12 protein-coding genes are annotated in these 13108 nt (G+C 70.3%); 2 read left to right on the forward strand and 10 right to left on the reverse strand.

Annotated features, from left to right (window positions below):
* Nucleotides 1-117 precede the first annotated feature (117 nt).
* From HQN59_RS02390 to HQN59_RS02410, 5 genes are all read right to left on the reverse strand, one after another.
* Nucleotides 118-1092: a dipeptide ABC transporter ATP-binding protein gene (locus HQN59_RS02390; RefSeq protein WP_176065674.1), complete on the reverse strand. Its 975-nt coding sequence runs from the start codon at nucleotides 1090-1092 to the stop codon at nucleotides 118-120.
* Entirely contained in the window at nucleotides 1089-2240 is a 1152-nt protein-coding gene (locus HQN59_RS02395) for an ABC transporter ATP-binding protein (protein WP_176065676.1), read from the reverse strand. Before HQN59_RS02395 ends, HQN59_RS02390 begins: the two co-directional genes overlap by 4 nt.
* Nucleotides 2237-3217 (reverse strand): ABC transporter permease subunit, encoded by a 981-nt coding sequence (locus HQN59_RS02400; protein ID WP_176065678.1) that lies wholly within the window; start codon nucleotides 3215-3217, stop codon nucleotides 2237-2239. Before HQN59_RS02400 ends, HQN59_RS02395 begins: the two co-directional genes overlap by 4 nt.
* Before the next feature lie 101 nt (nucleotides 3218-3318).
* Nucleotides 3319-4326 carry an ABC transporter permease subunit gene (locus tag HQN59_RS02405; protein ID WP_176065680.1) on the reverse strand — a complete coding sequence of 336 codons (1008 nt, stop codon included), beginning with the start codon at nucleotides 4324-4326 and terminating at the stop codon, nucleotides 3319-3321.
* 143 nt (nucleotides 4327-4469) lie between these two features.
* Nucleotides 4470-6086: an ABC transporter substrate-binding protein gene (locus HQN59_RS02410; protein WP_342451109.1), complete on the reverse strand. Its 1617-nt coding sequence runs from the start codon at nucleotides 6084-6086 to the stop codon at nucleotides 4470-4472.
* Between the two features lie 197 nt (nucleotides 6087-6283).
* On the opposite strand from HQN59_RS02410, the gene HQN59_RS02415 reads away from it, so the two are divergent.
* Nucleotides 6284-7537 carry a cation:proton antiporter gene (locus HQN59_RS02415; RefSeq protein ID WP_176065684.1) on the forward strand — a complete coding sequence of 418 codons (1254 nt, stop codon included), beginning with the start codon at nucleotides 6284-6286 and terminating at the stop codon, nucleotides 7535-7537.
* Between the two features lie 7 nt (nucleotides 7538-7544).
* Here the strand turns inward: HQN59_RS02415 and HQN59_RS02420 are convergent, their stop codons facing one another.
* The 5 genes from HQN59_RS02420 to gcvA all read right to left on the reverse strand — a co-directional run bounded on the left by HQN59_RS02420 (nucleotide 7545) and on the right by gcvA (nucleotide 12070).
* Entirely contained in the window at nucleotides 7545-8522 is a 978-nt protein-coding gene (locus HQN59_RS02420; protein WP_176065686.1) for an AEC family transporter, read from the reverse strand.
* A 326-nt stretch (nucleotides 8523-8848) separates the two neighbouring features.
* Nucleotides 8849-9850 carry a Bug family tripartite tricarboxylate transporter substrate binding protein gene (locus HQN59_RS02425; protein ID WP_176065688.1) on the reverse strand — a complete coding sequence of 334 codons (1002 nt, stop codon included), beginning with the start codon at nucleotides 9848-9850 and terminating at the stop codon, nucleotides 8849-8851.
* Nucleotides 9851-9893: 43 nt separating this feature from the next.
* Nucleotides 9894-10604 carry a flavin reductase family protein gene (locus HQN59_RS02430; protein ID WP_217703803.1) on the reverse strand — a complete coding sequence of 237 codons (711 nt, stop codon included), beginning with the start codon at nucleotides 10602-10604 and terminating at the stop codon, nucleotides 9894-9896.
* Between the two features lie 49 nt (nucleotides 10605-10653).
* Entirely contained in the window at nucleotides 10654-11076 is a 423-nt protein-coding gene (gene trxC, locus HQN59_RS02435) for a thioredoxin TrxC (protein WP_176065690.1), read from the reverse strand.
* A gap of 79 nt (nucleotides 11077-11155) precedes the next feature.
* The gene (gene gcvA, locus HQN59_RS02440) at nucleotides 11156-12070 is read right to left on the reverse strand and encodes a transcriptional regulator GcvA (RefSeq protein ID WP_176065692.1); all 915 of its coding nucleotides are present in this window, start codon (nucleotides 12068-12070) and stop codon (nucleotides 11156-11158) included.
* 185 nt (nucleotides 12071-12255) lie between these two features.
* On the opposite strand from gcvA, the gene HQN59_RS02445 reads away from it, so the two are divergent.
* The gene (locus tag HQN59_RS02445) at nucleotides 12256-13107 is read left to right on the forward strand and encodes a p-hydroxycinnamoyl CoA hydratase/lyase (RefSeq protein ID WP_176065694.1); all 852 of its coding nucleotides are present in this window, start codon (nucleotides 12256-12258) and stop codon (nucleotides 13105-13107) included.
* Nucleotide 13108 lies beyond the last annotated feature (1 nt).

The following is a 13108-nucleotide window of genomic DNA, read 5'->3' on the forward strand; positions in this document are numbered from 1 at the left end:
CCTTGGCGGAGCGCCGTTTGGCGGGCGGACATCATGCACGCGCGCCGATCGAGCCAAGGCGGCTGCGATGCGGCGCCCGGCACCTCGTGGGCGCGGCGGCAACCCGCGCCGCCCGCCTCAGCCGATCTCGTCCTTGCGGATGCAGGCGACCCACTGATCGCCGCCGACGCTCTCGAGCGCCGGAACGACCTCGGCGCAACGTGGCCGCGCGTGCGGGCAGCGGGTGCGGAACACGCAGCCCGACGGCGGCGCGAGCGGCGACGGCAGCTCGCCCGCGAGCGGCGTGCGGTCGGGGCGCGCACGCCCGTCGATGCGCGGCGTGCTCGCGAGCAGGGCGCGCGTGTACGGGTGGCGCGGCGCGGCGAAGAGCCGCGCCGCGGGCGCGCGCTCGACCACCTTGCCGAGATACATCACGAGCACCTCGTCGGCGATCAGCTCGACCACCGCGAGGTTGTGCGAGATGAAGAGGTAGGCCACGCCGGTCTCCTGCTGCAGGTCCATCAGCAGGTTCAGCACCTGGGCCTGGATCGAGACGTCGAGCGCCGACACCGGCTCGTCGGCGACCACCACCTTCGGGGCCAGCATCAGCGCGCGGGCGATCGCCACGCGCTGGCGCTGGCCGCCCGAGAACATGTGCGGATAGCGTGCCGCGTGCTCGGGCGCGAGGCCGACCCGCGCCAGCATCGTGCGCGCGCGTTCGGCACGCTCGCCGCGGCCGAGCCGCGTGTTGATGGCGAGCGGCTCCTCGAGCGCCTGGCCGATCGTCTTTCGCGGGTTGAGGCTCGCGAACGGGTTCTGGAACACCATCTGCACGTCGCGGCGCAGGGCGCGCCGGCGCGTTGCGTCGGCCGCCGTGACGTCGGCGCCGTCGACCAGCAGCCGGCCGGCGCTCGGCGTCTCGATCATCGTGACCTGGCGCGCCAGCGTGCTCTTGCCGCAGCCCGACTCGCCGACCACCGCGAGCGTGCGGCCGGCCGACAGTCGGAACGACACGCCGTCGAGCGCGCGCAGCTGCGCGGCGGCCCTGAGGAAGCCCTGCGCGACGGGGTAGTGCTTGGCGAGGGCGTCGGCCTCGAGGACGCTCGCGCTCATGGCGCCGCCTCGGCGGCCGGTGCATCGCTGCGGGATGCCGGCGCGGCAGGGTCACCCGCATCGTGGCCGTCGAACGCCTCGGGGCGCGACGGCGGCACCGCATGGGGCGTGTGCAGCGGAAAGAAGCAGCGCGCCGCGCGCCCGTCCTCGACCTCGAACAGCGCCGGACGTTCGGCGACACAGCGCGGCCGCACGTAGGCGCAGCGCGGCGCGAGCAGGCAGCCGGCCGGCCGCTCGTGCGGCGCCGGCACGACGCCGCCCAGCGTGCGCAGGCGGCGCCTGCCGGCGTTGCGCTCGGGGAGCGCGGCGAGCAGCGCCGCCGTGTACGGGTGGTGCGGCCTCGCGAAAAGGGCGTCGACCGGTGCGGTCTCGACCACCTGCCCTGCGTACATCACGACGACGCGCTGCGCCACTTCGGCGATCACGCCGAGGTCGTGCGTGATCAGCAGCAGCGCCATGCCGCGCTCGCGCTGCAGGCGCTTGAGCAGGGCGAGCATCTGGGCCTGGATCGTGACGTCGAGCGCGGTGGTCGGCTCGTCGGCGATCAGCAGACGCGGGTCGCAGGCGATCGCCATGGCGAGCATCACGCGCTGCGCCATGCCGCCGGAGAGCTGGTGCGGATAGGCCGCGAGACGCCGCTCGGCATCCGGAATCTCGACCGCGCGCAGCAGCTCGAGTGCGCGCGTGCGCAGCGCGCGCCGGCTGCCGCCTTCGTGCAGGCGCAGCGCCTCGACGAGCTGGTACTCGACGGTGAACGCCGGGTTGAGGCTGCCCTGCGGATCCTGAAAGATCATGGCGAGGTCGCGCCCGAGCAGGGCCCGGCGCGCCGTCGGCGCGAGGCCGAGCAGGTCGCGGCCGTCGAACGCCAGGCGCTCGGCAGCGACTCGGCCGGGGTCGTCGACCAGCCCCATCACCGCGAGCGCGCTCACGCTCTTCCCGGAGCCCGACTCGCCAACCACGCCGACCACCTCGCCGGCATCGATCGAGAGGTCGACGCCGTCGACGGCCGGCAGCGCCGCCGGGCTGCCGAACGCGACGTGAAGGCCGCGCACCTCGAGCAGCGGCGTCGGCGTGCGCGGAGGGCCGAGGTCGACGCCGAACGCCCGGCGCGAGAGCGCCGGCGACGCCGAGGCAGGCACGTCGCTCATCGCTTGAGGCGCGGGTCGAGCGCGTCGCGCAGGCCGTCGCCCATCAGGTTGAACGCGAGCACGGTGATCAGGATCGCGAGGCCCGGGAGCGTCACCACCCACCACGCGCTCTGGATGAACTCGAGCGCGCTCGCCAGCATCGAGCCCCACTCGGGCGTCGGCGGCTGCGCGCCGAGGCCGAGAAAGCCGAGTGCCGCGGCGTCGAGGATTGCGGTCGAGACGCCGAGCGTGGCCTGCACGATGAGCGGCGCGGCGCAGTTCGGAAGCACGGTGTCGAACATGAGGCGCGGCGTGCCGGCGCCGGCGATGCGCGACGCGGCGACGTAGTCCCTGGCGAGCTCGCCGATCACCGCCGCGCGGGTGAGCCGCACGAAGTGCGGCAGCATGACGATCGCGATCGCGAACATCGCGTTGGCGAGCCCGGGCCCGAGCACCGCGACCACCGCCACCGCGAGCAGCAGGCTCGGCAGCGCCAGCATGATGTCCATCAGCCGCATGACCGCGAACTCGAGCCAGCCGCGAAAGAACCCGGCGACGAGCCCGAGCACGATGCCGCCGCCGAGCGAGAGCCCGACGGCGACCAGGCCGATCAGCAGCGAGAGCCGCGTTCCGTGGATCAGCCGCGACAGGATGTCGCGCCCGACCGGGTCGGTGCCGAGCACGAAGACGTGGCCGCCGACCGCCTGCAGCGAGGGCGCGCGCAGCGTCGCATCGCGGTACTGCTCGCTCGGCGAGTACGGCGCGATCAGGTCGGCGAGCAGTGCCACGACCAGCAGGGCGATCACCACGCCGAGGCCGACGAGCGCGCCGCGGTTGCGCCGGAAGTCGCGCCACAGCGCGCGGGCAGGGCTCGTCGGCGCGCCGGCGGGGTCGTGCGCGGCCGCGGCGCTGGTCGGCAGCGTGCTCACGGTGGCGCCGGCGCCGAGCGCGGCGCTGCCGATGCCGCCGGCGGGCAGCGCGAGGGCCGCGTCGGCCATCGGCAGGCCGAGCGGAGAAGCCGCGGGAGCGTCCCCGTCTCGCGGTGACGCTGCGGCGTCAGCCGCGCCCGGCCGCCGCTCCGCGGGCGTGCCGTTCGCGCTCATGCGTGACGGATCCGCGGGTTGATCACGCCGTACAGGGTGTCGACCAGCAGGTTGACGCCGATGATCACGCTCGCCGACAGCAGGATGCCGCCCTGCACCGCCGCGTAGTCGCGCCGGTGGATCGCCTCGACCAGCCACTTGCCGATGCCCGGCCACGAGAAGATCGTCTCGGTGAGGATCGCGCCGGCGAGCAGCGTTCCGACCTGCAGGCCGATCGTCGTGACCACCGGCACCAGCGCGTTGCGCAGCGCATGCACCGCGATCACGCGCCAGCTCGAAGCCCCCTTGGCGCGGGCGGTGCGGATGTAGTCCTCGCGCAGCACCTCGAGCATGCTCGAGCGTGTCATGCGCGCGATCACCGCGAGCGGAATGGTGCCGAGCGCGATGGTCGGCAGCACCAGGTGCGAGAGCGCGCTGCGGAACGCGCCGGCGTCGTCGGCGAGCAGCGAGTCGACCAGCATGAAGCCGGTGACCGGCGCGATGTCGTACTGGATGGCGATGCGCCCCGACACCGGCGTCCAGCCGAGCCCGACCGAGAACGTGAGGATGAGCAGCAGGCCCCACCAGAAGATCGGCATCGAGTAGCCGGTGAGCGACGCGCCCATCACCGAGTAGTCCCAGATCGTGTTGCGCTTGACGGCGGCCAGCATCCCCGCGGGCAGGCCGATCACGACCGCCAGCAGCATTGCGCAGAGCGAGAGTTCGATCGTGGCCGGAAAGCGCGCCATGAACTCGGCGAACACCGGCTCGTGCGAGATCATCGAGACGCCCAGGTCACCGTGCAGCGCGCGCCAGACGTAGTCGAGGTACTGCACCGGCAGCGGCCGGTCGAGCCCGAACTCGTGCAGCAGACGCTGGTAGCGCTCGGGCGTCATCCCGCGCTCGCCCGACAGCGCCTCGACGGGATCGCCCGGGATCAGGCGGATCAGCGAGAACACCAGCAGCGTGATGCCGAGGAAGGTCGGCACCACGAGGGCGAGACGCTTGAGGAGGAAGGCGAGCATCAGGCGGTGGATGCCGTGTCAGGGCGTGCCCGCTGCGATCCGCCGCAGCTGGCGTTGCGCCTGGCGAGCGGGCGGCGGGCGGGCGGGCCCGCCGCCATGCGTACGGGCCCGGGTGCCGGCCGCGCCCACGGGCCCGTACTCGTTCACTTCTGCCGCAGATCCACCTTGTTGAAGTAGTGGTGCGCGGTCGCGTCCATCTTGTAGCCGATCACTTCCTTGCGGACCGGATCGAAGCGAACCGAGTGGGCGATCGTGATCCACGGCGCGTCTTCCTTGGCGATCTCCTGAGCCTTCATGTAGAGGGCGGCGCGATCGGCCTGCTGAGGCGTTGTCTTCGCCTTCTGCACCAGGTCCTCGAAGCTCTGGTTGCACCAGCGCGCGACGTTGCCGCCGCCCTTGACGGCCGAGCAGCCGAGCAGCGGGACGAAGAAGTTGTCGGGGTCGCCGTTGTCGCCCGACCAGCCGAACATCATGGCGTGCTGCTCGCCGGTCTTGCTGCGCTTTCTGTACTCGCCCCATTCGTAGGTGACGAGCTTGGCCTTGATGCCGACCTTCTCCCAGTCGGCCTGGATCAGCTCGGCCATGCGCTTGCCGTCGGGGTTGTACGGGCGCGTGACCGGCAGGTACCAGAGCTCGACCTCGGCGCCGTTGGGGTAGCCGGCCTTGGCCAGCAGCTCCTTGGCCTTCGCGGGGTCGTAGGGGTAGTCCTGCACCTTGTCGTTGTACGACCAGAGCGTCGGCGGGATCGGGTTCTTGGCGACCTGGCCGGCGCCCTGGAACACCGCGTCGAGGATGGCCTTCTTGTTGACGGCCATGTTGAGCGCCTGGCGCACCATCTTGTTGTCGAACGGCTTCTTCTCGACGTTGAACGCGATGTAGCCGACGTTGAGGCCGTTCTGCTGGACCAGGTCGATGTTCGGGTCGTTCTTCATCAGCGCGACGTCGGCCGGCTTCGGGAACGCCATCACGTGGCACTCGCCGGCCTTCAGCTTGGCGTAGCGCACCGACGCGTCGGTGGTGATCGCGAACACCAGGTTGTCGATCTTCGGGCGGCCGCCCCAGTGCTGGTCGAATGCCTTGTAGCGGATCACCGCGTCCTTCTGGTACGAGACGAACTGGAACGGGCCGGTGCCGACCGGCTCGCGGTCGATGACCTCGGGCGTGCCGGCCGCCTTCATCTTGTCGGCGTACTCGGCCGAGAGGATCGACGCGAAGTCCATCGCCATGTTCGCGATGAAGGGCGCCTCGGGCTTCTTGAGGACGAAGCGCACCGTCAGCGGGTCGACCTTCTCGACGCGGTCGACGATGTTCTTCATGTCCATGTCGTCGAAGTACGCGTACGTCGCGCCGGGCAGCGTCTTGGCCAACGGATGGTTCGGGTCGGCCATCCGGTTGAACGAGAACAGCACGTCGTCGGCGTTGAAGTCGCGGCTCGGCTTGAACCTCGCGCTGCTGTGGAACTTGACGCCCTTGCGCAGCTTGAAGGTGTAGGTCAGGCCGTCGGGCGACGCGGTCCAGCTCTCGGCGAGCGCGGGCACGACCTTGGTGGTGCCGATCTCGAACTCGACGAGCCGGTTGAACATCGGCACCGACACGGCGTCGAAGGTCGTGCCCGTGGTGTAGTACTGCGGGTTGAAGCCCTCGGGGCTGCCCTCGGAGCAGTAGACGAGGGTCTTGGCGGCGAACGCCGAGCCGGTGCCGGCGAGCAGCGCGGCGACGGCGAACGTCTTCAGCACGTGAGCGGATCGATTCATCGGGATCCCCTGCGGATGGTTGGCGCCCCGGGTCGGGCGAGACGCATCATAGGGTTGCGTGGCACCGCCGCACGAGGCGCCCACCCCTCGCATTCCCGGTGAGGACTGCGCGGGCGCCCACCTTCCGAGGCGCACTGAAGCCGGCGGTCGGCGGGGCTGCCGATAATCGCGCCGCCGCGACCCGCGGCCCGACGCGCCCTCCCATGGCCATCTCCCAGCTCTCGGTCCACTTCTTCATCCAGGCCGCCGTCATCGTCGCGGTGTGCCAGCTCGTCGGCCGGCTCGCCCAGCGCATCGGTCAGCCGCAGGTGGTGGGCGAGATGATCGCCGGCGTGGCGCTCGGCCCGTCGATCTTCGGCCTCGTGCTGCCGGACCTGCAGGCGCTGCTGTTTCCGAAGGCGACGATGGGAACGCTTTACGTCGCCGCGCAGCTCGGCGTCGGGCTGTACATGTTCCTCGTCGGTACCGAGTTCCGCGCCGACCACTTCAGGGCGCGCGCCCGCAGCGCCTTCTCGGTGTCGCTCGCGGGCATCCTGGTGCCGTTCGTGCTGGCGTTCGCGCTGGCGCCGTGGCTCGTGACGGTGCCGAACCTGTTCGCCGAGAAAGTGAAGGTGATGGAAGCCTCGCTGTTCCTCGGCGCCGCGATCGCGATCACCGCGTTCCCGATGCTCGCCCGGATCATCCACGAGCGGGGCCTCGCGGGCACCTCGCTCGGCACGCTCGCGCTCACCGCCGGCGCGTTCGACGACGCGGCGGCGTGGTGCATCCTCGCCATCGTGCTGGCGAGCTTCGGCGGGTCGTGGGGCGGCGCCTGGCTCGCGATCGCGGGCGGGGTGGCGTTCGCGCTGTTCATGGTGCTGGTCGGTTCGAAGCTGCTGCGCCGGCTCGGCAGCGACCTGCGCAACGACCTGCCGCTGCCGTCGACGCTGACGGCGACGCTGCTGGTGCTGTTCTGCCTCAGCGCCTTCGCGATGGACGCGATCGGCATCCACGCCGTCTTCGGCGGCTTCATCCTCGGCGTCGCGCTGCCGCGCGGGGCGCTCACGAAGAAGCTGCGCGAGCAGCTGCAGCCGTTCGTGGTGATCTTCCTGCTGCCGATGTTCTTCACCTACTCCGGACTCAACACGCGGCTCGGCCTGCTGCTCGACCCGGGCATCGTGCTGGCGACCGTCGCCATCCTCGCGGCCTCGTTCTGCGGCAAGGGCCTCGCGTGCTGGGCCGCCGCGCGCATCAGTGGCGAGGACAACCGCGACGCGCTCGCGATCGGCGCCCTGATGAACGCGCGCGGTCTGATGGAGCTGATCATCATCAACATCGGCCTGGCGGCCGGGGTGATCCTCCCCGGCCTGTTCTCGATCCTGGTGCTGATGGCGATCGTCAGCACGCTGCTCGCGACGCCGCTCTTCCATGTCGTGATGCGCGGGCGGACGGTCGAGGCCGCAGCGGCCCCGGCCTGAGCCCGCCTCAGTCGAGCGCCGCCAGCAGCGCGAGCCAGAGCGACCCGGTCGCGACGAACGCGAGCGTCGAGAACACGATGGTCGCGCTCGCCTCGGCCTGCAGCGTCTCGTAGCGCTGCGAGAAGATCAGCGCGTTGCTGCCCACCGGCAGCGCCGCCATGACCACGATCACCGCCAGCGGCATCCCGGTGAGGCCGAAGCCCCAGCGCGCGACCGCCAGCACCAGCGCCGGCAGCATCAGCAGCTTGAGCAGCGCGAGGCCGATCGCCGCCCGCGCCGTGCCCTCGAGCCCGTAGTACGCGAGCGACATGCCGATCAGCACCAGGCAGAGCGGCACCACCGCCGAGCCGAGCGTGGCCAGCGTCTCGTCGGCGACCGGCGGCAGCGCGAGCCCCGACGCGTTCCATGCGAGGCCTGCGAGCACCGGCAGCACCACCGGGTGGATGATGGTGTTGCGCATGGTCGTCGCAAGCGTTCGCCAGAGACGACGTGCACCGGTGCCCTCGCGATGGCGCTCGCGCGCGAGGTCGACCTCGACGAGGAAGGTGAGCACCGTCAGCAGCGTGAGCGCGTGCAGGCTGACGATGGTCACGTGGATGGCGAGGCCCGCTTCCCCGAACAGTGCGGCGGCGATCGGGATGCCGACCTGCACCGTGTTGCCGAACACCGCCGAGATCGCGCGCACGCTCGGCGCGGCGACCGCGAGCCGACCCCCGCGGTTGCGGTGGCGCTCGGCGACGTAGACGCCGAGCATCAGTCCGAGCACCGGGAGGAAGAACGCGAGCACCAGCGCCGGGTCGAGCTGTGCGAAGTCGATCCGCGACGTCGTTCGAAAGAGCAGCGCCGGCACGAAGATGTAGAACGCCGCGTTCGAGAGCGTCCGCGCGGGGTCGCCGTCGCCGAGCCAGCGCAGCTTGCCGACGATCCAACCGAGGGACGCGATCAGGAAGATCGCGGCGAGCTTCCAGAACACGAGCGCCGACATCGCGCCAGTATCGGCGAGGCGCCCGTGCCAACGCGGTGCGGAGGTCTGCGGGGGGTGTGCGCGCCCGACACGGCACGGCACGTGGCCGGCGAGGGGCCTGCAGTGCTTGCGCCCGTGCTCCCCGCAATCCGCTGGCGTCGTTCTAGCGTCGCCAGCCGCGCATGGACGTGAATCCCCGCCGCCTGCGGGGCGCCGAACGCGAGCTGTCCGAGCTCTACCTCGGTACCATGGCCCAGGCCGGCTGAACGGCGAGGGCGAGCGCTCGCGCAGGCGATCGTGCGGACACGGTGCGGCACGGAACGCGGCGTCGAGGGGCCAGCACCGCGCTACTGAGGCTCGATGCCGGCGCTCCTGGCGAGCGCCATCCAGCGCGCGCGTTCGCGATGCAGAAGCGGCCCGAACGCAGCCGGGCCGACGAAGCCCGGCGCGATGCCGTTTCCGCGCAGCTGCGCATCGATGCCGGGGTCCTGCACTGCGAGGTTCAGCTCGCGCGCGAGCACGTCGAGCGCCTGGGTCGGCATGTGTGCGGGGCCGAATGCGCCGAACCACGCGATCACGTCGAACCCGGGCGATACGGTCTCGGCGAGCGTCGGCACGTCGGGCATCAGCGTGAGGCGCTTGTCGGTCAGCACCGCGAGTGCGCGCAGGCGCCCGGCCTTGACGAACGGCTGCGCGGTCGCGACGTCGGCGATCATCGCTTCCAGGTGGCCGGCCATCACATCCTGCGCCGCCTGCGGGTTGCCCTTGTACGGCACCGCGACCATGCGGATGCCGAGTTCGCGCTCGAGCGTCGCCCCGCCGATCTGCCCGCTGGAGTTGCCGAAGCCGTAGCGCAGTTTGCCGGGGTTCGCCTTTGCGTAGGCGACGAATTGCTCGATGGATGCGATCGGCAGCGCGGGGTTCGCGACAACCAGCGACGGGATGCCGGCCAAGCGTGCGATCGGGGTGAAGTCCTTCTGGGGGTCGTACGGGACCTGCTTCAGCAGTGCCTCGATGATCGAGTGCGTGGTGTTCGTCGTGAACAGGATGGTGTAGCCGTCGGGCGCCGCATGAGCGACCGCGCCGGCGCCGATCGTCCCGTTGCCACCCGCCTTGTTGTCGACCACGAACGGCTGGCCGAGACGTTGCGAGAGTCGGTCGGCGAGGATTCGCGTGATGAGGTCGGTCACCGATCCCGGTGCGAACGGCAGTACCACTTTGACCGGCCGGCTGGGATAAGTGCCTGCCTCGCGGGTCTGCGCGAGCAGGCTCGGCGGCAACGCGCCCGCGGCGAGCAAGCTCGCGATGCTCGCGCCGAAGCGGCGGCGCGGCGGATGAGTCGGCGGCATGGCGTTTCCGCAGCCGCGAGCGCGAACCGCGGCACGGGTCTCGTCAGCGTCCACCGGACAGCCCCCACGTGAGGTAGTCGCGCCGGTCCTCGCGCAGGTCCAGCGAGAACACGCTCTCGACCGACGTGTAGTCGGTGTAGCCCAGGCGCGCGAGCGGGCGGATCTTCAGGATGTCGATCTTGCCGTCGGGGCCGATGAACTCGTCCTTGATGTGGACGCCGACGACGCGGCCGACGACCACGTGATGGGTCGAACTCCAGTCATGGCCGGGCAGTATCAGAGTCGTGTAGTAGACGCACTCGATGCTGATCGGGCACTCGGCGACCAGCGGTGCCTTCACGAGACGCGCCGGTGCCGGCGTGAGCCCTGCGGCCTTCATCTCGTCGACCTCCGGATCGGTGATCTGGGAGGTGAGGTGGACCGCCTCGCGAAGCGCGTAAGGCGCCATGTTGTAGACGAACTCGCCGCTCTCTTCGGCGTTGATCACCGAGTCCTTGCGTCCACCGTCGGGGAACTGGCCGCCTCCCGAGAACATCAGGTAGCCGGGCTCGTATCCCAGGTTGTTGAACTGGCTGTAGGGCGCCAAGTTGACCTTGCCGCTGCGCGAACGCGTCGAGATCCAGCCGATCGGCCGCGGCACCATGCAGCTCTTGTAGGGCGTGTGCGGCAACCCGTGGTTGCGCTTGTCGGGCTCGTAGAACACGTCGAACTCCATCGGTCCGGACGAGCCGGCAGGAAGTCGAATGTGAGACAAGCACTCGCCGGGTGCCAACGAGATGTGCTCATGCCCGGATGAGCGCCGCTCATGCGTCGCGCGACACCCAGTTCACGATCTGCGCTGCCTGCACCGCGCCGGCCTGGCGCCGCACCTCGCGCCCGCCGCGCATCAGCACGAGCGTCGGGATGCTGCGGATGCCGAAGCGCGCCGATGTGAGCGGACTGCGGTCGCTGTCGACTTTGGCGAACAGAGCGCGACCCTTCAGCTGCGCGGCGGCGGCCGCGAACTGCGGCGCCATCGCGTGGCACGGCCCGCACCAGTCGGCCCAGAAGTCGACCACGATCGGCAGCTCGGTCTTCGCCGCGACGGCGTCGAAGCTCGCGTCGTCGAGCGCGACGGGGACGGCGCCGAGCAGCTCGTTCCGGCAATGCCCGCAGATCGGATCCTGGGTGGTCCGCTCGTCGGGAACCCGGTTGGTCTTGAGGCAGTGCGCGCAGACGATCAGCATTTCAGGCTCTCGAATGAAACCGCAGGGGTCGACGGTAGCGCCTCCCGCGCACCGCCGCCGGATACGGCGGCGACGCCCTTCAGGCGGGCGCGGGTGCCTGGATCGACGCGCTGAAGCGCTCGAGCAACCAAGCACGGAACGCCGCGACCTTCGGCAGCGGCGACTTCTCGGGCCGGCACACGACGTAGTACGACGACTCCGCCGGGGAGCGCACGCGGAACGGCTCGACCAGGCGCCCCGACGCTAGATCGGCGGCCACCAGTGACGTTCGGCCGAGGCCGACGCCAAGGCCCGCGAGCGTCGCGCCCATCGAGAAGTAGAGCCCTTCGCAGAACACCTCGTCGGCGAAGCTCGCCGGCTTTGCGCCGGCATCGCGTAGCCACACCGGCCACTCGTCGACGATGATCGGTGAGACCGTTCGGATCACCGGGTAATGGGTCAGGTCATCGGGGTTCACGAGTGGCGGTGCGCCCTTCAGCAGCTGCGGCGTGCAGACCGGGAAGATCTCCTCGGCGCCGAAGCGTCGAAGGTCGAGCTCCGGCCGCTCGTCGGGCCCGTACCAGATCGCGAGATCGACGTCGTGCAGGTTGACGCGCTCGACTGCCGCGATCGGCGCGATGCGGATGCCGATGTCGGGATGACGGCGCCGGAAGTCGACGAGCGCCGGGATCAGGCACCGCAGCGCGAACGCGCTGAGGCATGCCACCTTGAGCCGGTTCTCGCGCGTCGAGGCGACGCTGTCGGTCGCTGCGGCGATCTGCGACAGCGCGGGCCGGATCGCCTCGAGATAGGCGCGGCCGTCGTCGGTTAGGGCGATGCCGCGTTGTCGGCGGATGAACAGCTGCACCGCCAGCGTGTTCTCGAGCTCCTTGATGCGGTGGCTGATCGCGGTCTGCGTGAGGTTGAGCTCGGTCGCGGCGCGAGTGAAGCTGAGATGCCGCGAGGTCGCCTCGAACGCGCGCAGCGCGCTCAACGAGGGGAGATGGGTAGCCATGGAAACGGGGAAGGCGGATGCGCGTCGGCGGGTGATGTGGAGGTCGCCCGGGATTCTGCGGCTTTACGTGGCGCCGCCGCGCCCGCATCAACCCTCCTCATCGGTGCATGCGACGAATTCATTGGCTGGAAGCGGTGATCGCCGCGACAGTTCCGCCACCCACCCCACACGCACCTGGAGAGACGATGAGCGAGACGAGAAAGCAGCCCGTGATCAAGGTCGAGAAGTACAACGGCGTCAGCACAATCTGGTTCAACCGGCCCGAGAAGAAGAACGCCATGAGCCCGGAGCTGCATGAGGCGATGGACCGCACGCTGGTCGAGCTCGAGGAAGATCCGGATACGCGCATCGTCATCATCCGGGGCTCCGGCGGCAACTTCTCGGCCGGTCAGGACCTGAAGGAGTTCTTCCGCGGCATGGAGAACAACCCGCTGCAGGCCAAGCGCATGGCGCAGACCGCCAACCGCTGGCGCTGGGAGCGCCTCTACGGCTACGACAAGCCGACCATCGCCGTGGTCGAGGGCTATTGCGTCGGCGGCGCGTTCATGCAGCTGCTCGCGACCGACTTCGCGGTCGCCGCCGACACCGCGCAGTTCTCGCTTGCCGAGGTGAACTGGGGAATCCTCCCGGGCGCTCTGGTCGGCAAGGTCGTCGCCGACGCGACGCTCTATCGCCACGCGCTCTACCACGCGTGCATCGGCGATGCCTTCAGCGCCCAGGAAGCGGTTCGCATCGGCATCATCAATCACGCGGTGCCGCCGGATCAGCTCGAGAAGCACGTCGACGAGCTGTGCCAGAAGCTGATGAAGAAAAGCCCGGCGGTGCTGCGCGCCACCAAGCAGGCGATGCGCCACGTGCGCACGATGACGTTCGATCAGGCTTACGACTATCTGCTGGCCAAGAACACCGCCATCCGCGTCGACGACCCGGAACAGTCGTACAAGACGGGCCTCTCGCACTTCATCGACAAGAAGTCGTACAAGCCGGCGCATGGGCCGTTCCCGCTCGGCACGCTCATCACTCACGACAGCAAGTAAG

Origin of the sequence: Rhizobacter koreensis, assembly GCF_013366375.1 — a bacterium.
In the GTDB taxonomy this organism is placed as follows: domain Bacteria; phylum Pseudomonadota; class Gammaproteobacteria; order Burkholderiales; family Burkholderiaceae_C; genus Schlegelella_A; species Schlegelella_A koreensis.

What these genes read in the sequence shown, in the direction of transcription:
- HQN59_RS02390 (WP_176065674.1), bottom strand. Translation starts at nt 1,092, where the DNA reads ATGAGCGCGAGCGTCCTCGAGGCCGACGCCCTCGCCAAGCACTACCCC.
- HQN59_RS02395 (WP_176065676.1), bottom strand. Translation starts at nt 2,240, where the DNA reads ATGAGCGACGTGCCTGCCTCGGCGTCGCCGGCGCTCTCGCGCCGGGCG.
- HQN59_RS02400 (WP_176065678.1), bottom strand. Translation starts at nt 3,217, where the DNA reads ATGGCCGACGCGGCCCTCGCGCTGCCCGCCGGCGGCATCGGCAGCGCC.
- HQN59_RS02405 (WP_176065680.1), bottom strand. Translation starts at nt 4,326, where the DNA reads ATGCTCGCCTTCCTCCTCAAGCGTCTCGCCCTCGTGGTGCCGACCTTC.
- HQN59_RS02415 (WP_176065684.1), top strand. Translation starts at nt 6,284, where the DNA reads ATGGCCATCTCCCAGCTCTCGGTCCACTTCTTCATCCAGGCCGCCGTC.
- HQN59_RS02420 (WP_176065686.1), bottom strand. Translation starts at nt 8,522, where the DNA reads ATGTCGGCGCTCGTGTTCTGGAAGCTCGCCGCGATCTTCCTGATCGCG.
- HQN59_RS02425 (WP_176065688.1), bottom strand. Translation starts at nt 9,850, where the DNA reads ATGCCGCCGACTCATCCGCCGCGCCGCCGCTTCGGCGCGAGCATCGCG.
- trxC (WP_176065690.1), bottom strand. Translation starts at nt 11,076, where the DNA reads ATGCTGATCGTCTGCGCGCACTGCCTCAAGACCAACCGGGTTCCCGAC.
- gcvA (WP_176065692.1), bottom strand. Translation starts at nt 12,070, where the DNA reads ATGGCTACCCATCTCCCCTCGTTGAGCGCGCTGCGCGCGTTCGAGGCG.
- HQN59_RS02445 (WP_176065694.1), top strand. Translation starts at nt 12,256, where the DNA reads ATGAGCGAGACGAGAAAGCAGCCCGTGATCAAGGTCGAGAAGTACAAC.